The organism is Paracoccus alcaliphilus, assembly GCF_028553725.1.
GTDB lineage: Bacteria > Pseudomonadota > Alphaproteobacteria > Rhodobacterales > Rhodobacteraceae > Paracoccus > Paracoccus alcaliphilus.
This window is the reverse complement of the sequence record NZ_CP067124.1, coordinates 1,539,569-1,564,308: the sequence shown is the minus strand read 5'-3', so window position 1 is coordinate 1,564,308 and position 24,740 is coordinate 1,539,569. Positions and strand designations below refer to the sequence as shown.

At 65.9% G+C, this 24,740-nt stretch carries 24 protein-coding genes; 11 read left to right on the top strand and 13 right to left on the bottom strand.

Annotated features, from left to right (window positions below):
- Positions 1–27 precede the first annotated feature (27 nt).
- The 3 genes from JHW40_RS07930 to msrA all read left to right on the top strand — a co-directional run bounded on the left by JHW40_RS07930 (position 28) and on the right by msrA (position 1,999).
- Positions 28–990: an NAD(P)H-dependent flavin oxidoreductase gene (locus JHW40_RS07930; protein ID WP_090611672.1), complete on the top strand. Its 963-nt coding sequence runs from the start codon at positions 28–30 to the stop codon at positions 988–990.
- 64 nt (positions 991–1,054) lie between these two features.
- The gene (gene msrB, locus JHW40_RS07925; RefSeq protein WP_090611674.1) at positions 1,055–1,495 is read left to right on the top strand and encodes a peptide-methionine (R)-S-oxide reductase MsrB; all 441 of its coding nucleotides are present in this window, start codon (positions 1,055–1,057) and stop codon (positions 1,493–1,495) included.
- On the top strand, positions 1,496–1,999 hold the full coding sequence (gene msrA, locus JHW40_RS07920; protein ID WP_090611677.1) for a peptide-methionine (S)-S-oxide reductase MsrA: 504 nt from the start codon (positions 1,496–1,498) through the stop codon (positions 1,997–1,999).
- An 88-nt stretch (positions 2,000–2,087) separates the two neighbouring features.
- Here the strand turns inward: msrA and JHW40_RS07915 are convergent, their stop codons facing one another.
- The 3 genes from JHW40_RS07915 to JHW40_RS07905 are packed head-to-tail and all read right to left on the bottom strand — an operon-like array spanning position 2,088 to position 7,260.
- Positions 2,088–5,138, bottom strand: coding sequence for an efflux RND transporter permease subunit (locus tag JHW40_RS07915; RefSeq protein WP_090611679.1), 3,051 nt, complete (start codon positions 5,136–5,138; stop codon positions 2,088–2,090).
- A complete protein-coding gene (locus JHW40_RS07910) occupies positions 5,135–6,238 on the bottom strand; it encodes an efflux RND transporter periplasmic adaptor subunit (RefSeq protein WP_090611681.1) in 1,104 nt (367 codons plus the stop codon). The genes JHW40_RS07915 and JHW40_RS07910 overlap by 4 nt, the downstream gene beginning before the upstream one ends.
- Complete coding sequence (locus JHW40_RS07905; RefSeq protein ID WP_170851795.1) at positions 6,235–7,260, bottom strand: efflux RND transporter periplasmic adaptor subunit; 1,026 nt, start codon at positions 7,258–7,260, stop codon at positions 6,235–6,237. Before JHW40_RS07905 ends, JHW40_RS07910 begins: the two co-directional genes overlap by 4 nt.
- Positions 7,261–7,530: 270 nt before the next feature.
- Here JHW40_RS07905 and JHW40_RS07900 point away from each other — a divergent pair, with 270 nt between their 5' ends.
- From JHW40_RS07900 to JHW40_RS07890, 3 genes are all read left to right on the top strand, one after another.
- Complete coding sequence (locus tag JHW40_RS07900; RefSeq protein ID WP_090611686.1) at positions 7,531–8,337, top strand: alpha/beta hydrolase; 807 nt, start codon at positions 7,531–7,533, stop codon at positions 8,335–8,337.
- Positions 8,338–8,403: 66 nt separating this feature from the next.
- The gene (locus tag JHW40_RS07895) at positions 8,404–8,739 is read left to right on the top strand and encodes a hypothetical protein (protein ID WP_090611689.1); all 336 of its coding nucleotides are present in this window, start codon (positions 8,404–8,406) and stop codon (positions 8,737–8,739) included.
- Between the two features lie 116 nt (positions 8,740–8,855).
- The gene (locus JHW40_RS07890; RefSeq protein WP_090611691.1) at positions 8,856–10,121 is read left to right on the top strand and encodes a lytic murein transglycosylase; all 1,266 of its coding nucleotides are present in this window, start codon (positions 8,856–8,858) and stop codon (positions 10,119–10,121) included.
- A 63-nt stretch (positions 10,122–10,184) separates the two neighbouring features.
- Here JHW40_RS07890 and JHW40_RS07885 read toward each other — a convergent pair whose 3' ends face one another.
- From JHW40_RS07885 to rsfS, 6 genes are all read right to left on the bottom strand, one after another.
- Positions 10,185–10,673: an RNA pyrophosphohydrolase gene (locus tag JHW40_RS07885; protein WP_090611694.1), complete on the bottom strand. Its 489-nt coding sequence runs from the start codon at positions 10,671–10,673 to the stop codon at positions 10,185–10,187.
- Positions 10,670–12,094: a S41 family peptidase gene (locus JHW40_RS07880; RefSeq protein ID WP_090611696.1), complete on the bottom strand. Its 1,425-nt coding sequence runs from the start codon at positions 12,092–12,094 to the stop codon at positions 10,670–10,672. The genes JHW40_RS07885 and JHW40_RS07880 overlap by 4 nt, the downstream gene beginning before the upstream one ends.
- A 15-nt stretch (positions 12,095–12,109) precedes the next feature.
- Positions 12,110–13,291 (bottom strand): murein hydrolase activator EnvC family protein, encoded by a 1,182-nt coding sequence (locus JHW40_RS07875; RefSeq protein WP_090611698.1) that lies wholly within the window; start codon positions 13,289–13,291, stop codon positions 12,110–12,112.
- Positions 13,288–14,805: a 2,3-bisphosphoglycerate-independent phosphoglycerate mutase gene (gene gpmI / locus JHW40_RS07870; RefSeq protein ID WP_090611700.1), complete on the bottom strand. Its 1,518-nt coding sequence runs from the start codon at positions 14,803–14,805 to the stop codon at positions 13,288–13,290. The genes JHW40_RS07875 and gpmI overlap by 4 nt, the downstream gene beginning before the upstream one ends.
- A 139-nt stretch (positions 14,806–14,944) precedes the next feature.
- Positions 14,945–15,412 carry a 23S rRNA (pseudouridine(1915)-N(3))-methyltransferase RlmH gene (gene rlmH / locus JHW40_RS07865; RefSeq protein ID WP_090611702.1) on the bottom strand — a complete coding sequence of 156 codons (468 nt, stop codon included), beginning with the start codon at positions 15,410–15,412 and terminating at the stop codon, positions 14,945–14,947.
- 3 nt (positions 15,413–15,415) lie between these two features.
- On the bottom strand, positions 15,416–15,841 hold the full coding sequence (rsfS, locus tag JHW40_RS07860; RefSeq protein WP_090611703.1) for a ribosome silencing factor: 426 nt from the start codon (positions 15,839–15,841) through the stop codon (positions 15,416–15,418).
- A 448-nt stretch (positions 15,842–16,289) separates the two neighbouring features.
- Between rsfS and leuC the strand changes: the two genes are divergently transcribed.
- The gene (leuC, locus tag JHW40_RS07855) at positions 16,290–17,723 is read left to right on the top strand and encodes a 3-isopropylmalate dehydratase large subunit (RefSeq protein WP_090611706.1); all 1,434 of its coding nucleotides are present in this window, start codon (positions 16,290–16,292) and stop codon (positions 17,721–17,723) included.
- 28 nt (positions 17,724–17,751) lie between these two features.
- On the opposite strand, the gene JHW40_RS07850 is transcribed toward leuC, so the two are convergent.
- Positions 17,752–18,336 carry a hypothetical protein gene (locus tag JHW40_RS07850; protein ID WP_244519170.1) on the bottom strand — a complete coding sequence of 195 codons (585 nt, stop codon included), beginning with the start codon at positions 18,334–18,336 and terminating at the stop codon, positions 17,752–17,754.
- 89 nt (positions 18,337–18,425) lie between these two features.
- Between JHW40_RS07850 and leuD the strand changes: the two genes are divergently transcribed.
- From leuD to JHW40_RS07835, 3 genes are all read left to right on the top strand, one after another.
- Positions 18,426–19,031: a 3-isopropylmalate dehydratase small subunit gene (gene leuD / locus JHW40_RS07845; protein ID WP_090611710.1), complete on the top strand. Its 606-nt coding sequence runs from the start codon at positions 18,426–18,428 to the stop codon at positions 19,029–19,031.
- Positions 19,032–19,060: 29 nt separating this feature from the next.
- Entirely contained in the window at positions 19,061–20,080 is a 1,020-nt protein-coding gene (locus JHW40_RS07840; protein ID WP_244519171.1) for an endonuclease/exonuclease/phosphatase family protein, read from the top strand.
- Positions 20,081–20,163: 83 nt separating this feature from the next.
- On the top strand, positions 20,164–20,382 hold the full coding sequence (locus tag JHW40_RS07835) for a hypothetical protein (protein WP_090611713.1): 219 nt from the start codon (positions 20,164–20,166) through the stop codon (positions 20,380–20,382).
- 36 nt (positions 20,383–20,418) lie between these two features.
- Here the strand turns inward: JHW40_RS07835 and JHW40_RS07830 are convergent, their stop codons facing one another.
- From JHW40_RS07830 to JHW40_RS07820, 3 genes are read right to left on the bottom strand one after another with little or no spacing between them, the layout of a single operon-like run.
- Positions 20,419–21,891 (bottom strand): carboxypeptidase M32, encoded by a 1,473-nt coding sequence (locus tag JHW40_RS07830; RefSeq protein WP_090611715.1) that lies wholly within the window; start codon positions 21,889–21,891, stop codon positions 20,419–20,421.
- The gene (gene ctaA / locus JHW40_RS07825; protein ID WP_090611717.1) at positions 21,888–23,033 is read right to left on the bottom strand and encodes a heme A synthase; all 1,146 of its coding nucleotides are present in this window, start codon (positions 23,031–23,033) and stop codon (positions 21,888–21,890) included. The genes JHW40_RS07830 and ctaA overlap by 4 nt, the downstream gene beginning before the upstream one ends.
- A gap of 43 nt (positions 23,034–23,076) precedes the next feature.
- Positions 23,077–23,805 carry an RNA methyltransferase gene (locus JHW40_RS07820; RefSeq protein ID WP_090611847.1) on the bottom strand — a complete coding sequence of 243 codons (729 nt, stop codon included), beginning with the start codon at positions 23,803–23,805 and terminating at the stop codon, positions 23,077–23,079.
- 72 nt (positions 23,806–23,877) lie between these two features.
- Between JHW40_RS07820 and JHW40_RS07815 the strand changes: the two genes are divergently transcribed.
- Positions 23,878–24,480, top strand: coding sequence for a thiamine phosphate synthase (locus tag JHW40_RS07815; RefSeq protein WP_090611719.1), 603 nt, complete (start codon positions 23,878–23,880; stop codon positions 24,478–24,480).
- The last annotated feature ends 260 nt before the right edge of the window (positions 24,481–24,740 follow it).

Here is a 24,740-nt window from a genome sequence, read left to right as displayed (position 1 = left end):
TTGCCGAAATTGCAAAAGGGGGGTCCCATGCTGCCGCCAATCCTTCAGAACCTGCGCATTCCGGTCGTGGCCTCGCCCATGTTCATCGTCTCGGGACCGGAACTGGTCATCGCGCAATGCAAGGCCGGGGTCGTCGGCAGCTTTCCGGCGCTGAACGCCCGCGAGGGTGACGGCGAACCGCCCCTGCTGGACGCCTGGCTGACCCGGATCTCCGAGGAGCTGGATCGCCACAATCAGGCCAATCCCGACCAGCCTGCGGCACCCTTTGCGGTCAACCAGATCGTGCATCGCAGCAATGCGCGGCTGGAGCGCGATATCGAGATCTGCCATCGCCACAAGGTGCCGATCTGGATCACCAGCCTTGGCGCGCGCCCCGAAGTGAACGCCGCCGCCCATGATTGCGGCGGCATCGCGCTGCATGACGTTATCAACAATGTCTTTGCGAAAAAGGCCATCGAGAAGGGCGCGGACGGGCTGATCGCTGTGGCCGCGGGCGCGGGCGGCCATGCCGGGCCGCAATCGCCCTTTGCGCTGGTGCAGGAAATTCGCGAATGGTTCGACGGGCCGCTGCTGCTGTCAGGCGCCATCGCGACGGGTCGCGCCGTGCTGGCGGCGCAGGTGATGGGGGCCGATCTGGCCTATATCGGCAGCCCCTTCATCGCCACCACCGAGGCGAATGCCCAGCCCGACTACAAGCAGATGATCGTCGATGGCGGGGCGATGGATATCGTCACCTCGTCGCTGTTTACGGGCGTTTCGGGCAATTATCTGGCCCCCTCGATCCGGGCGGCGGGGATGGATCCGGCGCAGCTTGGCGCGGCGGATGCCGAAGCGATGGATTTCGGGGGCGCCAAGACCAAGGCATGGAGCCAGATCTGGGGATCCGGTCAGGGGATCGGCGCCGTGCGCGACATCATTCCCGCCGCCGAACGTGTCGAGCGGCTTGTGACGGAATACCGGCAGGCAAAAACCGATATGACGCGCCTGTGAACATTGCCATCGCGGCCAGCGCCCCCATATTGGGTTGCAAAGCCCACCATCGGCGGAGGACGAATTGGCCTATCAGAAAACGCAGGAGGCGATCGACCGGCTGACCCCGGAACAGTATCGCGTCACGCAGGAAAGCGGCACCGAGCGCGCCTTTACCGGCGAATACGATCATCATTTCCAGCCGGGCATCTATGTCGATGTCGTTTCCGGAGAACCGCTTTTCGCAAGTTCCGCCAAATACAATTCCGGCTGCGGCTGGCCCGCCTTCACGAAACCCATTGCTGACAACATTACCGAGCATCGTGACACCGCCTTCGGCATGGTCCGCACCGAGGTGCGTTCCGCCCATGCCGACAGCCATCTGGGCCATGTCTTTCCCGACGGCCCGCCCGAGGCTGGCGGGCTGCGTTACTGCATCAACTCGGCCGCGCTGCGTTTCGTGCCGCGCGAGGAGATGGAGGCCGAGGGCTACGGCGCCTTGCTCGATCAGGTGGAGGAGAGTTGAATGACCGAGAAAGCCATATTGGCCGGCGGCTGTTTCTGGGGAATGCAGGATCTGATCGGGCGGCTGCCGGGCGTGATCTCGTCCCGGGTCGGCTATACCGGCGGTGACGTCGCCAACGCGACCTATCGCGACCACGGCAATCATGCCGAGGCGATCGAGGTGGTGTTCGATCCCTCGATGCTGACCTATCGACGGCTGCTGGAGTTCTTTTTCCAGATCCACGACCCGACCACCCCGAACCGTCAGGGCAACGATATCGGACCCAGCTATCGCTCGGCCCTCTATTACCTGAGCGACCGGCAGAAAGAGGTCATCGAGGAGACCATCGCCGATGTGAACGCCTCGGGCATCTGGCCCGGACCGGTCGTGACCGAGGTCGCGCCTGCGGGCGAATTCTGGGAGGCCGAGCCGGAGCATCAGGATTATCTGGAGCGCTTCCCGAACGGCTATACCTGCCATTTCCCACGCCCGGACTGGGTTCTGCCGCGCCAGAAGGTCGGCTGAACCAGAGCTTTGCGTCCCGCGATGGCCGGGGGGGCTGTCTGCCCCCCGGACCCCCCGAGGATATTTTCGCACCAGAGATGGGATCGGGTCAGGATTTGTCTGATGGGGGTTTGACGGCGAAAACGGCGCAATAGAGGGCCGGGACGAAGACGAGGGTGACCAGCGTTCCGGCGATGATCCCGCCCATCATCGAATAGGCCATCGGCCCCCAGAAGACCTGACGCGAAATCGGGATCAGCGCAAGGCTTGCAGCGGCGGCGGTCAACAGGATCGGGCGCGCGCGGCTGTCGGAGGCCTCGAACACCGCGTCCCATTGGGATCGGCCCCGGTGCAGCAATTCCTGAATTTCATGCACCAGAATGACCGAATTGCGGATCAGGATGCCGATCAGCGCCAGCACGCCAAGGATGGCGACGAAGCCCATCGGCACGCCGAAGGGCACCAGCACCGCGACGACGCCGATCAGCCCCAGCGGCGCAGCGGCAAAGACGATCAGCGACAGCCGGAAACTTTGCATTTGCGCCATGACCAGAAAGCCCATGATCAGCAGCATGACCGGCACCACCGCCGCAATGGGCTCCTGGCTTTCGGCAGAGGTTTCGGCGCTGCCGCCGATAGCGATGGTGATCGAGGGGGGCAGCGTCGCGCGATAGTCCTCGACCCGGGACGACAGGCTGTCCACCAGTGTCGCCGGTTGATCGGCCCCGGCGATGGCGGCCTTGACCGTCACCGTGGGGCGGCCGTCGCGCTGCATGATCAGCGGCTGTTCGGTGTCGTATTCCAGACTGACCAGCGCCGAGACCGGCACGCTGCGGCCCGAGGAGGGCAGCACCAGTTGCAGGTTGCGCAGCGCATCCAGCGACTGGCGGTCGGCGGGGTCGCCCCGCGCGATCACGTCGATCAGGAAGATGTCGTCGCGCAGCTGCGTCACCTGCTGGCCGGAATAGATCGCGGCAAGGGCGCCTGCAATATCCTCGTTGGTCAGGCCGAGGCGGCGGGCCTGTTCCTGATCGACCTCCAGCCGGACGACGCGGGCGGGTTCGCCCCAATCCAGCGCGATGTCGCGCAGGCGCGGCTCGGACGACAGGACGGTGGCAAGGCCGCGCGCGGCGTCGCGGGCCGCGTCGATATCATGGGCGCTGACCCGGTATTGCACAGGCTTGCCCACCGGAGGACCGATTTCCAGATATTTCACATAGATATCGACGCCGGGGAAATCGCTGTGGGCCAGCTGGTTCAGCCGCTCCTTGACCCGGTCTCGGGCAGCCAGATCGGGTGTCTGGATCACGATCTGGCCCATATGCGGCCCCGCCGTCGGCACATCCATCGACAGAATGAAGCGCGGCGCCCCCTGCCCAACATATGAGGTCCAGAACAGCACGTCGTCATCCTCGGCCAGCGTGGCCTCCAGCCGGTCCATATCGGCGCGGGTCTTGGCGATCGACGCGTTCTGGCGTTCCGAGATGTCGATCACCAGCTCGGTCCGGTCCGAGGTCGGAAAGAACTGCTGCTCGACAAAGCGCAGGCCCCAGACCGACAGCAGGAAGATCGCGACGGTGATGCCAATGGTGGCCCATTTGAAGCGCATCGCAAGGCGCAAAAGCCCGTGGAACCGCCGCCGCAGCCAGCCGGGCCGGGGGTCGTGATGGCCCATGTTCGCCTTGAGGAAGGTGACCCCCAGAAGCGGCGCGAACAGCACCGCGACGATCCATGAGATGACCAGCGACACCGCGATTACCACGAAGAGCGAAAAGGTGAACTCTCCCGCGGCAGAGCTGTTCAGCCCGATGGGCACGAAGCCTGCCACCGTGACCAGCGTGCCGGTCAGCATCGGAAAGGCGATCGAGGTCCATGCGTAACTGGCGGCGCGTTCCAGCGATTCGCCGACCTCCAGCCGCGAGATCATCGTCTCGATGGCGATCATGGCATCATCGACCAGAAGCCCCAGCGCGATGATGAGCGCCCCCAGCGAGACGCGTTGCAGGGTGATGCCGTAAAGCTCCATGATGACGAAGGTGATCGCCAGAACCAGCGGGATGGTCAGCGTCACCACGAAACCCGCGCGAAAGCCAAGGCTGATGAAGCTGACGATCAGCACGATGCCCACCGCCTCGGCCAGCGCCTGAATGAAATGGCCGACCGCATGTTTCACGACCTGCGGCTGGTCGGCGAATTTCGCCATCTCGATGCCGACCGGCAGATCGGCCGAGACCGCGGCCATCAGCCCGTCCAGTTCGCGGCCGAATTCAAGGATATTGCCGCCCGCGCGCATGCCGATCGACAGCCCGATGGCCGGTTTGCCGTCATAGCGGAACAGCGATTGCGGCGGATCCTCATAGCCGCGGCTGACCGTTGCCAGTTCCGACAGCGCGAAAAAGCGGTCGCCCACCCGCAGGTTGACGGCGGCAATCGCCTCGGCATCGTCCATGTCGCGGCTGATGCGGACCAGAATCCGCTCGGGCCCGGCCTCGACGATGCCCGAGGGCACGATGGAATTCTGCGAGGTCAGGACCGGGATCAGCTGCGTCGGGCTGATCCCCAGCGCCGCCAGCCGGGCCGAGGAAAACTCCAGATGGATCTGTTCCTTCTGCTCTCCCAGCAGTTCGGTCTTGCCCGCCGATGGCAGGGCGGCGACGCGCTTGCGGATATCCTCGACCCGGTCGCGCAATTCGCGCTGGCTGAATCCGTCGGCGGTGAAGGCATAGATATTGCCGAACACGTCGCCGAAATCGTCGTTGAACTGGAACCCGGCGAATTCCTGCGGAAAATCGGGGCGGATATCGGACATCATCTGCCGCACGCGCTTCCAGATCTCGGGCACCTCGGGGCCGCGCGTGGTGGGCAGCAATTCGACATAGACCACCGCCTGACCCGGCATGGTGACCGAGCGGGTGAAATGCAGCTCGTCCAGTTCCTCCAGCTTGGTCTCGATCCGGGTGGTGACCTGTTTCAGCGTCTCTTCGATATTGCCGCCGGGAAGGGCGGCGCCGATCACCATGGTCTTGATGGTGAAATTCGGGTCCTCTTCACGACCCAGATTGGCATAGCTGATCGCCCCCGCGATCATCGAGATGATCAGCAGAAACCACACGAAGCTGCGGTGATGCAGCGCCCAGTCCGACAGGTTGAAGCCTTTCACGGTTCCTCCCTCCGTCCGACGGATTGCCCGTCTTGCAGCGAGTTGACGCCACGCACGACGATTTCATCCCCGGCGGCAAGACCCTGCCGGATCATTACCCTGCCCTGCCAGCCGGGGCCGGTCTGAACCGGCACAGCCTGAACATGAGCGGCATCGCCGTCGCGGATCACCCGCCACACCCGCGGGCCCTGATCGGTCGTGATGATCGCCACCTCGGGCAGCGTCAGCACCGGCTCTCCGGTGGAACCGAACCGCGCCTGAACCAGCGCGCCCAGCCGGAAGGGCGCATCCCCGGGCAGGGTCAGGTAAAGGCGGCGGGTGCGGGACACCCGGTCGGCCAGCGGCTCGATCCGGTCCAGCGTCGCGGCGACCTCTGCCTCGGGGGCGCTGCGTTGCCAGACGCTGAACACCGCGCCGCGCCCGATCCCCGACAGGGCGGCTTCGGGCAGGTCGATCAGCGCCTCGCGACCGTCCTCGGCCGACAGTTCCAGCACCGGCTCTCCGGCGCCGACGACCGTGCCCGGCGCGACATGCACCGCGCTGATCACCCCGTCAAAGGGGGCGATCATGCGCGAAAAACCCTCGGCGTCCTGCGCCTGCACCAGTTCCGAATGCGCCTGATCCGCCGCCGCCTGCGCCGAGGCCATCATCCGCTGCGCCTCTTCCAGCTGCGCGGCGGTGGCGACATTGCGTTCAGTCAGCGCCTGCGTGCGTTCCAGCGTGGTCCGAGCCGTCGAAAGCTGCACCTCGGCGGCATCGACGGCAGCGCGGGCGGCACGGGTCGAGGCTTCCAGATCCTCGGTCGCCTGCTGCGCCAGCAGATCGCCCGCAACCACCCGGTCGCCGATATCGACATCGCGCGCGACCATCCGGCCAAGCGTCTGAAACGCCATCGCCACCTGCGTCCGAGAGGCGACGACACCCGGAATCCAGGGCAGGTTCGGGTCGCGATCCTCGACGATTTCGGTCACCACCGGGCGGGGCGCCGCGGTTTCCTGCGCCCCAGCGCCAAAGCCCAGCCAGTCCGGCAGGCTCAGCGCCGCCGCCGGTCCCGTCAAGGCGGTCAACAACACCGCCAGCAGGGCGATCCGCGCGCTCATTCGATCACCTGCTCGGGCTGCACGGGCCGGCCGGGATACATCAACTGCGATCCGGCACCAACAACGATCTGCCCTTCCTCGATCCCGTCCGACAGGAAAACCGCCTTGTCGCTGAAATTGGCGATCCGCACCGGGGCCAGTTCGGCCTTCCCATCCTGGACCAGCCAGACGGCGGCATCCTCGCCCTGCCGGGTCAGCGCGGTCCACGGCACCACCACGCCCGAGCCGGTGCCGACCTGCATCTGCCCGCGCACCGCAGTCCCCAGCAGGTCGATATCGGCATCGGCATCAATCAGCGCGCGCACCCCCACCGTACCCGTCTGCGGATCGACCAGAGGCGAGATTTCGGTGATCGTGCCGCGCATCGTGGCCATGTCGATATCAATCGTATCCAGCCGCACCCCCGCGCCCATCACATTGTCCAGCTGCGGCAGATCCGCCGACTGGAACACTGCCTCCAGCCCGTCCAGTTCCGCCAGCGAGAATGCGGGCTGCGCCGCCCCGATGATCTGGCCGGGCGCGATATGACGCGCCGTCACCACCGCATCGTCGGGCGCATGCAGCACCGTATCGGCCAATGCCCGTTCGGCCTGTTCAAGGGCGCTTTCGGCACGCTCGACCGCGCCATCGGCTTCGGACAGGCTTTGCAACGCCGCGTCACGCATCGCCCTTGTGCCGACGCCGCGTTCCAGCATCGCCCCGGCCCGGTCGCTGGCCTGCCGCGCCTGTTCCTGCGTCGCCCGCGCCGCCGCCAGACTGGCCCGCGCCACATTCTGGCCCTGTTCCTGCTGCACCGCATCCAGCCGCGCAAGGGGCTGGTCGCGGGTCACCCGGTCACCCTCTTCCACCAGCACCTCGGTCACGCGGCCGCTTTGGCGAAAGCCCAGATCGACGCTGTCCCTGGCCTCGATACTGCCGGTCAGCTCGATGCTTTCCAGCATCTCCTGCAGCGTTGCCGTCACGAATTCGACGGTGATCGTGTCGTGATCGGCGAAAGCCGCGGGCGCCGCCAATGCAGTCATCGCAACCACCAGAAAACAGGGCCTCATCCCCGACCTCGCGCGCAGGGTTTGAATGCGACAGAAAAACTGACTGGTGACGAACAGGCAATTACGCGATCGCAACCTTTTTCTGAAATCTTTCGTGATCCAGACAAGGGCATCTTCCTCCGAAGGGATGATTATAATGCGGTTCGAAATCAAGGCATATCGTGCCCTTGCGTCACATTGTGCAAGACCACCCCCTTGACCGTCGGCCCGCGCCGGGTTCCCCTGCCCGCAAAAGGGGGGACGATGCTTTATCAGGTGCAGGACTGGGACGACGCCTATGCCAATGGCGCGCATATTCCGCAGGCCGACAGCTTTGTGCCGAAATGGCGGCGGCAGGCCGCCGCGTTCCGCGCCACCGCCCGGCACCAGCCGCTGGGGGCCGAGGGCATTCTGGCCAAAGGCGATCTGTTCCTGCCCGAAACCCAGCCAAAGGGGCTGTGCGTCTTTATCCACGGCGGCTTCTGGATGAAGTTCGACCCCTCGCTGTGGTCGCATCTGGGCGCCGGGCCGCTGGCGCGGGGGCACGCGGTCGCCATCCCCGCCTATACGCTGGCGCCCGATGCGCGGATCGGGCAGATGACCCGCCAGATCGCCCTTGCTCTTACCCATGCCGCCGAGCGGATCGCCGGCCCCATCGCCGTGACCGGCCATTCGGCAGGCGGGCAACTGGCGGCGCGGATGGTCTGCGCCGATGATACGCTGCCTGCGCCGGTGCTGGCGCGGATCCGGGCCTGCGTGCCGCTCTCGGCGCTGGTGGACCTGCGGCCGCTGATGCGCACGGCCATGAACCCTGTACTGCGCATCGACGGGCGCGAGGCGCTGGCCGAAAGCCCCGCCCTGCTGGAGCCCGCGCCCCATATCCCCGTCACCACATGGGTCGGCGGGGCCGAACGCCCCGAATTCATCCGTCAGTCGCGGCTGCTGGCCGATATCTGGGCGGGGCTGGGCGCGGCCACCGAATGCGTCATCGATCCGGGGCGGCATCACTTCGACGTGATCGACGCGCTTTGCCAGCCCGACAGCCCGCTGATCGAACGGCTGCTGAACTGACCCTTGCCAGCGCCGCAAGGACATGCTGTGCCCGTCACGACAACGGCCAATCGAAAGGGAAAACGGATGGAGGTCTTTACGCTGCTGGTCCAACTGGGCCGCAAGACAGGCGACGGCTTGCCAAAGGGCGCGACCGGCGCCGCGCTGATCTGCTATTGTCCCGCCCGCGACGAGGCCGAGGCCGTGCGCGAAACCGTGGCCATGCTGAAGCAGGCCGAAATGGCGCCGCTGGATGTCACCGGCTATGGCACGCTGGCCGAACGTCTGGCCGAGGGTCACGAGATCGACGACGAGGAACGCGCCCTGATGCAGCGCGCGCTGGACGAGGATTCAGTGGTCATCGCCCAGATGCAGCCCTTATTTCAGGACGACACGGCGGACGGAACCGAGTTGCTGCACTGATCCCGGCAACCTGTTGCCCGCGGGTTTCGCGCGCGCCTGCGGGCCTATTCAAGCGGGCGGGGTTTCGCTAGACTGCCTCACAATAATGTTCGAGGCAGTAAAAAACAGGCGACCTTATGGCAATTTCACGACGGATTCTGATTTCGACCACGCTGATCGGGGCGGTGGCCTCCTGCGCCGCGCCGCTGGCGACTGCACCCATCGGGGCGGGAAGCTCGACTTCGGTCACGCCCACGCCCATCCCCGCCGCCAGTCCCGGAGACGAGGCCGGGCTGCAACGCTGGGTCCAGAATTTCCGCTCGCGCGCGGTGTCGTCCGGGGTCTCGCCCGCGACCTATGACCGGGCGATGCGGATCGCGCGCTATAACCCCGAGGTGATCCGGCTGGACCGCCGTCAGGCCGAATTCTCGCGCCCGGTCTGGCTGTATCTGGACAGCGCCGTATCGGATGTGCGCATCACCACCGGCCGGCAGAAACTGGCGCAACTGGGCCCGACCCTGTCGCGGATCGAGGCGCAATATGGCGTGCCGCGCGAAATCGTGCTGGCCGTCTGGGGGATGGAATCGAACTTCGGCGCCAATCGCGGCCGGATGCAGATCATCCCCTCGCTGGCGACACTGGCCTATGACGGGCGGCGCGGCGAGATGTTCGCGGGTCAGCTGATCGCGGCGCTGAAGATCATCCAGGCGGGCGATACCGACCCCGAACACATGCTGGGCAGCTGGGCGGGCGCGATGGGCCATACCCAGTTCATGCCGACATCCTATCTGCAATATGCCGTCGATTTCACCGGCGATGGCCGCCGCGACATCTGGTCGGACGATCCCACCGATTCACTGGCATCGACCGCCGCCTATCTGGCCCGCAATGGCTGGCAGCGCGGCCAGGCATGGGGCGCCGAGGTGCAGTTGCCCGCCAATTTCAACATGGGCCTGATCGGCAAGGGCACACGGCGTTCCAGCGGCGACTGGTCGTCGCAGGGCGTGCGCCGCATCGGTGGTGGCGGGCTGCCCAATGGCAACGGCTCGATCATCATGCCGGCGGGCGCGCGTGGGCCGGCCTTCCTGATCCTCGACAACTTCCGTTCGATCCTGCGCTACAACAACTCGGACAACTATGCGCTTGGCGTGGCATTTCTGGGCGAACGCATCGCCGGGCGTCCGGGCATTCAGGGCAACTGGCCGCGCAGCGACCGCCCGCTGTCCACCAGCGAACGGCAAGAGATCCAGCAGCGCCTGCGCGCCAAGGGCTTCTATGACGGAGAGATCGACGGATTGTTCGGTTCCGGCACGATGGAGGCCGTCTCGGCCTATCAGCGCTCCATCGGCACCACCCCTGACGGCTATCCGACCTCGATCCTTCTGGATCAGCTTCGTCGCTGATCCATCAAGCAAAGACGCAAAAGGCGGCCCCCGGGCCGCCTTTTTCCGTTGGATTGGCTGCGATCACGCCAGCCGGTCGCCGAAGACCGCGAAAACTTCGCGATAGACCTCGCGCTTGAAGGGCACGATGGCTTCCAGCAGATCATCCGCGCGCATCCATTGCCAGCAGTCGAATTCAGGATGATCGGTCTCGATCCTGATCCCGGAATCCTCGCCCAGATAGCGCAGCAGGAACCATTTCTGCTGCTGGCCGCCATATCGGCCCTTCCAGACCTTGCCCAGCAAATGCGGCGGCAGGTCATAGCGGACCCAGCCGGGGGTTTCCGCCACCACCTCGACCTGCGCGGGATCGACACCGATTTCCTCGGTCAATTCGCGCAGCGCCGCCTGACGCGGGGTTTCGCCCTTGTCGATGCCACCCTGCGGCATCTGCCAGGCGCCCGGCGTGTCGATGCGCTGGCCCGCAAAGACCAGCCCGTCGCCATTCATCAGCACCACGCCCGCACAGGCGCGATAGGGCAGACCACCCGGCCCCATAGCGGGCGCCGTCATTGATTGGCCGCCCCCTCGTCGCCGGTGGCCGAGCCTTCGCCGGTGACGGCCGGCGTCGATGCCGTGGGCACCTGACCGGCGGTGAAATCGACCGCCGCCAGACCCTTCAGGATATCGACCGCATAGGCCAGCTGGTAATCCTCGTCGCGCAGCTTGGCGGTCGCCTCGACCTCGGCGGCCTCGCGCTCGATCTGTTCGCGCTCGTCATCCGAGATCGAATCATTGCCCAGGGCCCCGCGCAGATCGGCCTCGGACCGGCTGAAGCTGGACTGGCTGCGCGGCGTGTCCTCGTCCTCTTCGCTGCGCGGCGGGGTGCGGGGCTGGGCCACGATGATGTCGGGCTGGATCCCCAGCGACTGGATCGACCGGCCCGAGGGCGTATAGTAACGCGCCGTGGTCAGCCGGATGGCGCTGTCGGACGTGACCGGCATCACCGTCTGGACCGAGCCCTTGCCAAAGCTTTTCTCGCCCACGACGATGGCGCGACGGTGGTCCTGCAATGCGCCCGCCACGATCTCGGACGCGCTGGCCGAGCCGCCATTGACCAGCACAACCATCGGCTTGCCATCGGCCAGATCGCCCGGTTCGGCATTCCAGCGCTCGCTCTCTTCGGCCTTGCGGCCACGGGTCGAGACGATCTCGCCCGCGTTCAGGAAGGCATCCGAGACGCTGATCGCCTGATTCAGCAACCCGCCGGGATTGTTGCGCAGATCGACGACAAAGCCGGTAACCCGGTCCATGCCGCCCGCCTCTTCAATGGCCTTGTCCAGTTCCGCCTTCAGCGTGTCATAGGTCTCGTCGTTGAAGGTCGAGACACGCAGGATCACCGCGTGACCTTCAACACGAGAGCGCACGACGGTCAGCTTGATCGTGTCGCGGGTCATGGTCAGATCGAAGGGCTCGTTCTCGCCCTCGCGCAGGATGGTCACGGTGATCTCGCTGCCCACCGGGCCGCGCATCATGTCCACCGCCTGATCCAGCGTCAGCCCCATCAGCGATTCGCCGTTCACATGGGTGATGAAATCGCCCGACTTCACCCCGGCCTGATCGGCTGGCGTGTCGTCGATGGGCGAGACGACCTTGACCAGCCCGTCCTCCTGACTGACCTCGATCCCCAGCCCGCCAAAGCTGCCGCGGGTCTGGGTCTGCATCTCTTGATATTGCTCGGCCGACAGGAAAGAGCTGTGCGGGTCCAGCGATGTCAGCATGCCGTTGATGGCGGCCTCGATCAGATCCTTGTCGTCGGGCGCTTCGACATAATCGGCGCGCACACGTTCAAAGATATTGCCGAACAGTTCCAGCTGCTCATAGACCGAGGCATTGCGCCCCGCCTCCTGCGCGATCAGCGGGCCGGCGACCTGGGTGGCCAGAACGACCCCGGCCACGGCGCCGCCAAGTCCTGCGATCAGATAATGTTTCATTCGGCCCTTCCTGCCTCAGTCCTGTTCGGTCTCCACAACCGGATTGAGCACGAACCAATCCGCCGGGTCCAGCGTTTCATTGCCCTTGCGCAGTTCCAGATACAGGGTTTCGGGCTGCCCTGCATCCCCGCCCCGCATCGCATCGGCGACAAACTGCGCCCCGAATTCCTGCGCCGGGGCCTCGGTTCCGCCCATCAGTCCCACGGGATCGCCCGCGCCCAGCACATCGCCGACCTCTCCGAACAGCTGCGACATGCCGGCGAAGATCAGAAGATAACCGCGCGCGGGCTCGACGATCATCACATTGCCGTAATCCAGCAAAGGACCGCGATAACGGATCGTCGCGGGCCAGGGCGTGACCACCAGCGAGGCCGGCGCGGTCGCGATCACCCAGCCCGGCCGGCGCACGCCTGCGGCGTCGGCCTCGTCATAACCGCGCCGGACCGTGCCCATCACCGGAATCGGCAGGCTGCCCTCGGCGCCCTCGAAATCCTCCATCGGCGGGCCGACATCCAGTTGCATCCGGCTGATGCCCTGCGCGAACTGGTCCAGACTGTCGGCGGCATCGCGCAGGTTCTGCAATTCCTGCGGCTCTTCGCCGAAACGCATCGGCATGGTAGACCGGTCGGTGACCGCGCTGGCCAGCAGGCGGCGCGATTCCTGCACGGCGGCCAGTCCCTCGCCCAGCATCTCGGCGGCGTTCTGCTGCAATTCGCGCACGATGCGGATCTCGTCCAGATCGGCCTGCAACCGCTCGGCCTCCTCGCGCAGCCCCGGCGCCACGTCGGACAGGATCATCGCCGAATGGGCATTGGCCAGCGCCCCGGCAGGATGCAGCAGCATCGTCGCCTCGGGCGCCTGCTGCAACGCGGTCATCGCCCCCAGCACCCGCGCCAGACGTGCGCGCTCGGCCTCGAAACGGCTGCGCAATTCCTCTTCGCGCATGCTGGCCTGACGCAGACCGGACCGCAGCGCCGCCAGCCCCTGCTCATAGCCCCGGATCACCTCGGTCAGCGCCACCACCTGATCGTCGGCGGCCAGCGCATCGTCCAGCTTGGCGATGGCACGGCGCAACTGCGCCGCCGCCGCCTCGGCCTCGGTCACCGCCTCATTGGCAGGGGTCGCCGCCCCGCCCGCCGCAGCGGTCAGTCCAAGGCCAAGGGCCAGCGTCAGGGCAAGGAAAAAGCGCGACTTCATCCGGTAACAATCAGGCTCTGGCCGGTCATCTCGGCGGGCTGGTCCAGCCCCATCAACTCCAGCACGGTCGGCGCCACATCGGCCAGCCGACCGTCGCGCAAGGCAATGCCCGCCGGCCCGCCAAAGACGATCGCAGGCACCGGATTGACCGTATGCGCGGTATGCGGCCCGCCGGTGTCCGGGTCCACCGTGGTCTCGCAATTGCCGTGATCGGCAATGATGACCGCCGCGCCACCGACCTGCTCCAGCGCCTCCAGCATCCGGCCCAGACCCTGATCCACGGCCTCGCAGGCGCGGATCGCGGCAGGCAGGTTGCCGGTATGCCCGACCATATCGGGATTGGCGTAATTGACCACGATCAGGTCATAGCCCGCATGAATCGCCCCGACCAGCCGGTCACTGACCTCGCCCGCCGACATCTCGGGCGCCAGATCATAGGTCGCCACCTTGGGACTGGCGGGCATGACGCGATCCTCGCCCGGCTCGGGCGCCTCCTTGCCGCCATTCAGGAAAAAGGTGACATGCGGATATTTCTCGGTCTCGGCCAGACGGAACTGCCGCAATCCCTTCGCGGCAACCCATGCCCCCAGCGTATTGACCACCTGCCGCTTGGGATAGGCGGTGGACATGAAATCATTGTGGCGCTGACTGTAATCAACCATGCCCAGGATCGCGGCCCATTCAGGCCGGCCCGGAACATCGAAATCCGCGAATGCAGGATCGGCCAGCGCCGACAGGATCTCGCGCGCCCGGTCGGCACGGAAATTCAGGCAGAACAGCCCGTCCCCATCCGCCGCCCCGCCAAAGCCATCAACGACGAAGGGCTGGATGAACTCGTCCGTCTCGCCGCGCGCATAGGCTGCCGCCACCGCCGCACCCGCACTGACTGCCGCCTCGCCGATCCCGCCGGTGATGGCGCGACAGGCCCGCTCGACCCGCTCCCAGCGCCGGTCCCGGTCCATTGCGTAATAGCGTCCGATCACCGTGCCGATCCGCGCGCCGTCCGGCAACCCGGCCTCCAGCGCGGCCATGAACCCCTGCGCCGATTGCGGCGCCACATCGCGCCCGTCGGTGATCGCATGCACGATCACCGGAACACCCGCCCCGGCAACCGCCCGGGCCGCGGCCAGAACATGGGCGATATGACCATGAACCCCCCCGTCCGAGATCACCCCCATCAGATGCGCCGTCCCGCCGCTTTCGCGCAGCCGCGCGATGAAGTCCAACAAGGCCTCGTTGCGGAAGAAGCTGCCATCCTCGATGGCCAGATCGATCTGCCCCAGATCCATCGCCACCACCCGGCCCGCGCCGATATTGGTATGCCCCACCTCGGAATTGCCCATCTGTCCGGTCGGCAATCCGACATCCGGCCCGAATGTGATCAGGGTCGCATGCGGGCAATCCCGCATCAGCCGGTCGAAATTCGGGGTCTCGGCCTGATCGGGGGCACTCTGTCCGGGCCGGTCCGAAATGCCCCAGCCATCAAGAATGCACAGGATCACCGGTTTCGTCATGTCCGCCTCGTCGCAATTTGCGCCTTGTTACGCCCGCCGGACGCAAGCGGCAACCGCCCGCCCCATCTTTGGTGTGCAAATATCCTCGGGGGAGTCCCGCAGGGACGGGGGCGGACAGCCCCCTGCCCCGCCGCCCCACTCAAACCCGATGATAGGGAGAGCCCGCCAGAATCGTCGCCGCGCGATACAGCTGCTCGGCCAGCATGACCCGCACCAGCAGATGCGGCCAGACCATCCGGCCAAAGCTGATCTGCCAGTCCGCCGCCGATCTCAGCGCGGCGTCCAGCCCGTCGGCACCGCCGATCACGAAACAGACATCCCGCGCCCCGTCGCGCCAGCGGCCCAGTCGCGCCGCCAGATCGGGCGAACTCGCCTGCTCGCCCCGCTCGTCCAGCATGACCAGCGCCGCACCCTGCGGGATCGCCCGCAGCAGCAGCTCCGCCTCGGCCGCCATGCCGCCGCCGCGCCTGTCCTCGACCTCGATCACGCCGATGGGGGGCAGGCCCAGCCCGCGACCGGTCCGGGCAAAACGGTCCAGATAATCGTCAACCAATGCCGCCTCGGGTCCCTTGCGCAGGCGCCCGACGGCGGCAATATCGATCCGCATCGCTCAGCTCGCGCTGTGCGGCATCTCGCGGCTGCCGCGGCCAAGCGCATCGGCAGGCAGCCACATCTTCTCAAGCTGATAGAATTCGCGCACCTCGGGGCGGAAGACATGGACGATCACGTCATCCGTGTCGATCAGCACCCAGTCGCCGGCATCCTTGCCTTCGATCCGGGGGCTGTGCCCGGTCAGTTCCTTGTAACGCTCGGCCAGCTTTTCGGCGATCGAGGCCACCTGCCGCGTGCTGCGCCCGGTGGCGATCACCATGTGATCCGCCATTGCCGAGCGACCGCGCAGGTCGATGGTCACGATATCCTCGGCCTTGTCGTCATCAAGCGAGGCCAGAATGCGGCCCAGAAGCTGATCGCTGGTCAGTTCCTTCGCCGCGACGGTCGTGGCCGGCCCGTCGGCCGGCGAGACTTGTTTTGACAGGGTTGTATCCTCCGGTCAGCGCGCCGATCGCCCCCGGCGCAAGGGTACCCCCAATGTAGCGATCACACCGCCTTTTCTCAATGCCCAGATCGCCCGCCCGGTCACGATCCGCCCGTGCCGTCAGGTCAGATCCCGCCGCACGAACCGCGTTCCCCCGGAAATCGGGTCGAAATACGGGCGGTTTGCCATCATTTCCTTCAGGATCGCTAAATCCTGCCCGATTTCACGCCATCATTCTTGTTTCGCCGCGCAAGGCGGCGTAAACATGGGAACCATGCATGGATTTGTCTATTTCGACATTCACGACCGCGCGCGCCTGCCGCAGCGCTTTTATGGCGAGACGCTTTGCCTGACCGCAAGGTGATTGCGAGGGGCTGATACCTGCGCGGGCTTGATCGCCCTCTGCCCAACCATAAATCCATTCGCATCACAGCCGAAAGTTACAGCCATGACGAATACCGCAGCCGCTGCGCCGCGCACGCTCTATGACAAGATCTGGGACGCCCATGTCGTCGAACGCCAGGACGACGGCACCTGTCTTCTGTATATCGACCGCCATCTGGTCCATGAGGTGACCAGCCCGCAGGCCTTCGAGGGGTTGCGCATGACCGGTCGCAAGGTCCGCGCGCCCGAACGCACCATCGCCGTGCCCGACCATAACGTGCCCACCACATGGGACCGCGAAAAGGGCATCGACAACGAGGAATCGCGCATTCAGGTCGATGCGCTGGACCGCAATGCGCGTGAATTCGGCGTCAATTATTACCCGGTCAACGACATCCGGCAGGGGATCGTGCATATCGTCGGCCCCGAACAGGGCTGGACCCTACCCGGCATGACCGTGGTCTGCGGCGACAGCCACACCGCGACGCATGGTGCCTTCGGCGCGCTGGCCCACGGCATCGGCACCAGTGAGGTCGAGCATGTGCTGGCCACCCAGACGCTGATCCAGAAGAAATCGAAGAACATGAAGGTCGAGGTCACCGGCCGCCTTGCCCCCGGCGTCACCGCCAAGGATGTGGTGCTGGCGATCATCGCCGAGACCGGCACGGCGGGCGGCACCGGCCATGTCATCGAATATTGCGGAGAGGTGATCCGCAACCTGTCGATGGAAGGCCGCATGACGATCTGCAACATGGCCATCGAAGGCGGTGCCCGCGCCGGTCTGATCGCCCCGGACGAAACCACCTTCAATTACGTCAACGGCCGCGCCCACGCGCCGAAGGCCGCCCAATGGGAGGCCGCGCTGAACTGGTGGAAGACGCTGTTCAGCGACGAGGACGCGCATTGGGACAAGGTCGTCACCCTTCGCGGCGAGGATATCGCGCCCACCGTCACCTGGGGCACATCCCCCGAGGACGCGCTGCCGATCACCGCGACCGTGCCCGCACCCGAAAGTTTCTCGGGCGGCAAGGTCGATGCCGCGCGGCGCAGCCTTGACTATATGGCCCTGTCCGCCGGGCAGAAGCTGACCGATATCGCCATCGACGCGGTGTTCATCGGTTCCTGCACCAATGGCCGGATCGAGGATCTGCGCGCCGCCGCCGATGTGCTGCGTGGGCGCAAGCTGGCGGAGGGCGTGCGCGGCATGGTCGTTCCCGGCTCGGGCCTGGTGCGCGCGCAGGCCGAGGAAGAGGGTCTGGACCAGATCTTCAAGGATGCCGGTTTCGAATGGCGTCTGGCGGGCTGTTCGATGTGCCTTGGCATGAACCCCGACCAGCTGGCGCCGGGGGAACGCTGTGCCGCGACCTCGAACCGCAACTTCGAGGGGCGTCAGGGTTACAAGGGCCGCACGCATCTGATGTCGCCCGCGATGGCGGCAGCGGCGGGCGTCGCGGGCCATCTGGTCGATATCCGCGAATTCGCGGCCCAGCCGGCCTGACCCCGCGATGCCTGCCCCGATCCTTCGATCAGCCCGTTTCTGCGGCGCGCGCGCCCTCGCGCCGCAGCAGTATCAGTGCGTTCAGCGAAATGAGGATCAGGCCGGTATTCTCCATCACGAAATTGGCGCTGATGCCGAACAGTCGCTGACCGATCAGCAGATCGACAAAGTGAAAGCCCACGGCCCGGATCATCACGAACCCGGCCAGCAGGATCAGCCCCGTGATCGCCAGCGCATTGGGACGCATGGCATGTTGCAGGCTGCGGATTGTGACCACGACGCCGATGCCCAGCATCACCAGAATGGCGCCGATCACCGCGAACTGCACCGGGCGGCGGTTCTCATACCAGCCCTGACTTTGCGACAGGCAGCGCCCGATCTGGGTCAGCGCCGATTGCAGGTCCAGTTGCTTGTTGACGGCCAGAAACAACAGCGCCACCGCCAGCACGCCCCAGAACCCGCGCCCGGTCATCTCGGGGTGGCGCCGCCACACCGTCAGCGCCAGCGCGAAACCGATCAGATAGATCGCGACGGTGATCCAGCCCGTCACCTCGGGATCGCCGATTTCGGGACGCCACCCCTGCCACAGGCAGGTCATCAAACCGTCTTCCATCATTACCACCTTGCCCGCGCATCCGCGCCGTCATCAATCCGCCCGGCCGGGCCCATCCCCGCCGCCGCCACGCCACCCAAGAGGACCGCATGGACAAATTCACCACGCTGACCGGAATCGCAGCCCCGATGCCATTGGTCAATATCGACACCGACATGATCATCCCCAAACAGTTCCTGAAAACGATCAAGCGTTCGGGACTGGGCGTGAACCTGTTCGACGAGATGCGCTATGACCGCGACGGCAACGAATTGCCCGATTTCGTCCTGAACCAGCCCGCCTGGCGCGACAGCCAGATCCTTGTGGCCGGGGACAATTTCGGCTGCGGCTCGTCGCGTGAACATGCGCCCTGGGCGCTTCTGGATTTCGGCATCCGCTGCGTGATCTCGACCAGCTTTGCCGACATCTTCTTCAACAACTGCTTCAAGAACGGCATCCTGCCGATCACCCTGCCGCAAGAGGCGGTGGATGTGCTGATGGACGACGCGCAAAAGGGCGCCAATGCCCGCATGACCGTCGATCTGGAAAACCAGACGGTCAGCACCTCGGACGGGCAGGAATTCCATTTCGACATCGACCCCTTCCGCAAGCATTGCCTGCTGAACGGTCTGGACGATATCGGGCTGACGATGGAGAAAGCCGCCTCGATCGACACGTTCGAGGATCAGATGTCGCAGGCCCGGCCCTGGATCTGAGGTCTGGCGCGGCGGCGCTGGTCGCGTTGTTGCTGGCCTTGCCGGCCACGGCGCATCCCCTGCGCATCGCCTCATGGGATCCGGGCCTGTCGCGTGACGGCCCCGGCCTGTTGCTGCGCGACATCCGCGCGGGCGATCCGCAGGTTGCCGCCGCCGCCCGTGTCATCGCCGCCGCGGCGCCCGATGTGATCCTGCTGACCGGTATAGACTGGGACCATGACGGGCTGGCGCTGGCGGGTTTCTCGGACCAGTTGCTCAAGGCCGGGTATCCGATGCTGCACCAGTTCACCGCCCGGCCCAACAGCGGCATGGCGACCGGGCTGGACCTGAACGGCGACGGCCGTCTGGGCGAAGGAGACGACGCGCAGGGTTTCGGCATGTTCACCGGCCAGAACGGCATGGCCGTCATGTCGCGCCTGCCGCTTGGCCCGGTCACCGATCACACCGCCTTTCTGTGGCGCGACCTGCCCGGCCACCTGATGCCGCCCGACACCGCGCCCGAAGTTGCCGCGATCCAGCGCCTGTCCTCGACCGCGCATTGGGATGTGGTGGTGCAGACCGCTCGGGGCCCCCTGCATCTGCTGGCATGGTCCGCGACCCCTCCGGTCTTCGACGGCCCCGAGGAACGCAATGCCAGACGCAACCATGACGAGGCCGCCTTCTGGCTGCATCACCTGCCCGACGCGCCCTTCGTGCTGATCGGCAATATCAATCTGGACATGGCCGATGGCGATGGCCGGACCGAGGCGCTGACCGCGTTGCTGGACCACGCCCTGGACACCGAACCCCGGGGCGCATGGCAACCGCCGCAAAGCGGAGCGAACGCCATGCACCGGGGCGATCCGGCACTGGATACCGCGGTTTTCCGCGATGACGGCCCGGGCAATCTGCGCGTGGATTACGTCCTGCCCGACCGCCGCCTGACGGTTCTGGACAGCGGCGTGCTGTGGCCCGCCCCGCAGCACCCTCTGGCCGAAGCGGTCGAGTCCGCCTCGAACCACCGGCTGGTCTGGGTGGACCTGCTGCTGCCCTCGCCGCCTGAGGATTGATATGGCGGAAGGCTGATCCGGTGATTGCCCTCCCCACCCGCCGAAGCGGCGCAGGACAGCGCCAATCTGATGGAGAACCGATCATGGGCCGGATATTCGACGCCTTGCGCCCCGATGCCGCCGAAGTCGAGACCGAAGCCGCCATGGCTGAGTTGATCGCGGAGGCCGAGGCCCACGCATTCTGTCATCAGACCCTGCTGATGCTGGCCGTCAACTATCGCGATGACGCAAAGCGCGAAACCGGGGCCAGGGCGCGGGCCTTGCGTTGGGCGGCGGCGGCCATCAGGGCGCAGACGGCGTGACCCGGCGCGTCTGCGCAGCCATGCCCCAAGGCCCCGTCAGAGGCCGTAGATCTCGCCGAATTTGATTTCGAGATAGGTCAGCAGCGGCTCAGGCGTGATGGGCTGACCCGTCGCGTTCTCCATCAGCTGGCGCGGCGGAAGGGCGCCACCGTGGCGCTGGATGTTTTCACGCAGCCATTCGACGGCGGGTGAGGCGTCGCCCTGTGCCAGCGATGTATCAAGATCGGGGACCGCCTGACGCAGGCTGTCATGCAGGCAGCCCGCATAGACATTGCCAAGCGCATAGGTCGGGAAATAGCCGAACAGGCCCACCGCCCAATGCACGTCCTGAAGCAGGCCATTGGCCGGGCGGTCCACGGCGACGCCGAAATCCTTGAGGAAACGCGCGTTCCATGCCTCCAGCAGATCCTCGCTGTCCAGCCGCCCCGAGATCAGATCGCGTTCCAGGTCAAAGCGCAGCATGATGTGCAGGTTGTATTGCACTTCATCGGCTTCGGTGCGGATGAAGCCGGGGGTGACGCGGTTGACGGTGGCGTGGAAGGCGTCGGCATCGGGGATGTTCAGCCCGCCGAAAGCATCCGACATGCGCTGGAACAGCCAGCCCGAGAACGCCCTGCCCCGGCCCATCTGGTTTTCATAGATGCGGCTTTGGCTTTCATGCACGCCCATCGAGACGCCGCGACCCAGCGGGGTGAAGGCGTAATCGTCGTCGATGCCCAGCTCATAGCTGGAATGGCCAACCTCGTGAATGGTGGAATAGAGGCAGTTGAACGGGTCGGTCTCGACCACCCGCGTGGTGATGCGGCTGTCCTGCCAGCAACCGCTGCTGAAGGGATGCACCGCCAGATCCAGACGGCCCCGCGTCCAGTCATAGCCGAAGGCGGTGGCGCAGGCGCGCGCCAGTCGCAGCTGGGTTTCCTGCGGGAAATGGCCGGTCAGCGCGGCGGGCTGGTTCTCGGCACCAAGGATGTTTTCGCGCAGCGCCACCAGCCGCGGCCGCATCGCATCGAACAGCGAGGCGATCCGCGCGCCGGTCATGCCGGGCTCGTAATCGTCCAGCAGCGCGTCATAGAGATCGCCGCCATCGGCCAGCGCGGCGGCCTCTTCGCGTTTCAGCATCAGCACCTGATCCAGCACCGGCAGGAAATCATCCGGCGCGTCGGCGGCGCGGGCATCGGCCCAGACCGACTGCGCCAGCGATGTCAGCCGCGCCAGTTCCGTGGCCAGACGCGCCGGAATCCGGCTGGCGCGGCCATAGTCGCGGGCGATCAGCTCGATGGTGCGGGCATCGGTCTGGCTGCGGGGCTGGGCGCTGGCCAGCCATTCGCCCAGACGCGGATCGGTGCGGCGTTCGTGCAGCAGCGTCTCGATCGCGGCCATTTCCTCGGACCGCTGTTCGACGGCACCGCGCGGCATCACCGTTTCCTGATCCCAGCCCAGCCGTTCGGCAACCGATGACAGGGCCTCGGTCTGGCGCTGGAACGCCATCAGATCGTCGAATGCAGTCATTTCCGGACTCCCCTGACCGAGATTTCAATCGGATAACGGGCGTGGTGGCGGGCGCGCAAAATCAGCACGAACAGCACAACCGCGCCGAATTGATGCGACAGGGCCAGCGCCAGAGGCGAGGCGTGAAGCACGTTGAGGATCCCCAGCCCGATCTGCGCAGCCATCGCCACCAGCATCGCCGTGAACGCACCCCGCGTCACCGGATGGGGCGAGCGGCGGGCACGCAGCCACACCACCACGGCAAAGATCGTCAGCAGATAGCCCACCATGCGATGGGTGAATTGCACCGTGGCGGGGTTTTCAAAGAAATTGCGCCAGCCCAGATCGGTATCCCAGATCCATTCCGGTATCCATTCGCCGCCCATCTTCGGCCAGCCGATATAGCTGCGCCCCGCATCGATCCCCGCCACCAGCGCGCCCAGCAGGATCTGGATGAAGGCCAGATGCAAAAGCCCGGTCGAGATCGAGAACAGCTTTGGCTCGGCCGCGCGGCGGGCGCGCAGCAACTCGGCCTCGGAGCGCGACAGTTGCAGCACATACCAGGCGATCAGCCCAAGGATCAGGAAGGCCAGCCCCAGATGCGTCGCCAGCCGGTAAGAGGCCACCCGCACCATGCCCTCATTCAGGCCGGAGCTGACCATCCACCAGCCGATCGCACCCTGCATGCCCCCCAACGCGCCCACGCCCAGCAGACGCGGCGTCCAGGCCGCGGGGATTTTCCGCGCGACAAGGAAACCTAGGAACCCAAGCGCCCAGACCAGCCCGATCAGCCGGCCCAGCTGCCGGTGCGACCATTCCCACCAATAGATGAACTTGAACCCCTGCAAATCCATGTCGGGATTGATGATGCTGAATTGCGGGATCTGCTGATAGGCGGTGAACTCTCGCAGCCAGTGCTCTTCGGTCATGGGCGGGATGGTCCCGACCACGGGCGCCCATTCCACGATCGACAGGCCCGAGCCGGTCAGCCGCGTGGCACCGCCCAGAATGATCGTTGCCCAGACCAGCGCGAACAGCACCATCAGCCACAGCCGGATCGCGCGGCGGGCGCCCTTGGGCGCGGCGTCGATCATGCCGGTGGTCTGGACGGGGCGGCTGGCGGTCGGGTCCGAGACTTCCTCGAAAACGGGGCGCTTGGCCATCGCTTGCTCCTTCAGGGTCGGGCGGGCGGACAGTAGGCCGCCCCTAACGGCGGGTCAATTGGCGCAGCACGCCATGCAGGATACGCACGTCGCTGCGGGTCAGCGACAGGCGCGACCACATGTTGCGCAGGTTCAGCCGCATGGTCGCGGCCTTGGTTTCAGGAAAGAAAAAACCGGCCTCGGTCAGCCTTTCCTCGTAATGATCGCCCAGCTTCTCGATCTCGATCCGGTCGGCGGGGGCTTCGCTTTCAGCGCGGCCATGATGCGGCGCGGGCTGGGGCGGCAAATGGTCGCGCCCCCATTCATAGCCCATCAACAGCACCGCCTGCGCCAGATTGAGCGAGGCGAATTCGGGATTGACCGGCACCGTCACGATGGCATTGGCACGGGCCACGTCCTCGTTCTCCAGCCCGGCGCGTTCGGGGCCGAAGATGATCGCGCAACGTCCCGCGTCGGTGCGGGCTTTTTCCATCGCCGTGGCCGGGGTAAAGACCGGCTTGGTCAGCTCCCGTCCCCGCGCGGTGGTGGCAAAGGCGAAATCGATCCCCTCCATCGCATCCGCCAGCGTGGGATAGATCCGCGCCTGATCCAGCACCCGCCCCGCCGCGCCCGAAGCCATGGCAACGGCGCGCGGATTGGGCCAGCCGTCGCGCGGATCGACCAGCCGCATCCGCGTCAGGCCGAAATTCAGCATAGCGCGGGCGGCGGCGCCGATATTCTCGCCCATCTGCGGGCGGACAAGGATGATGACGGGTTCACGCAATTCGTTCATGCCCCGCCGCATAGTCCGTCTGGCAGCGGGCGGCAAGCTGCGCTATCTGATCTGTAACCAGCGGAGTTTGCCATGTCTGATGCCCCACAGCTTTATCTGATGACCCCCGCAGGCGCGCAGGCTTCTGCCCTTGGTCCGCTTCTGGCCGAGGTGATGGACCGCTTTCCCCCTGCCTGCCTGCGTATCCGCGGCGGCGCGGAAGAGGACGAACTGGGCCGTCTGGCCGATCTGGCGCGCGAGATCGCCCATGCCCGCGATGTGGCGGTGGTGATCGACGATCACCTGCAACTGGCGCTGCGGCACGGGCTGGACGGGGTGCATCTGACCGATGGCGCCCGCAGCGTCCGCTATGCCCGCAAGGAACTGGGCGCGGATGCCATCGTCGGCGCCTTCTGCGGATCGTCGCGCCATGACGGCATCACCGCCGCAGAGGCGGGCGCGGATTACGTCAGCTTCGGCCCCGTCGGCGACACCGCCTTGGGCCGCGGCACCCCCGCCCCGCTGGAACTGTTCGAATGGTGGTCCGAAATGATCGAGGCCCCCATCGTCGCCGAAGGCGCCCTGACCCGAGAACTTATCACAAGCTTGTCCCCGGTCTCGGACTTCATTGCCATCGGCCCCGAGATCTGGGGCCACGACGACCCGGTGGCCACGCTGGCCGCGTTGTGGGGTTGAACGGCAAAGGACGAGTTTGCGCCGCAAGCGCGATCAACCGGGATATCGGAATTATCGCATCGCTGCGTTCCACGGTAACGCCAGCATTACCCAAAAACCTCCGGTAACCCGAACGCATTTTACGCTGCTGACACCCACGCCGATGACGGTTTCCCGTCCGACATCGGCCGAAAACAATATGTAGGCTTCTTGGCCCTCACTGGCTCGAGCCACTTTAATTTGATTAACCCCGCGCCGGGGGTTACGGCAAGCCGGTTGAC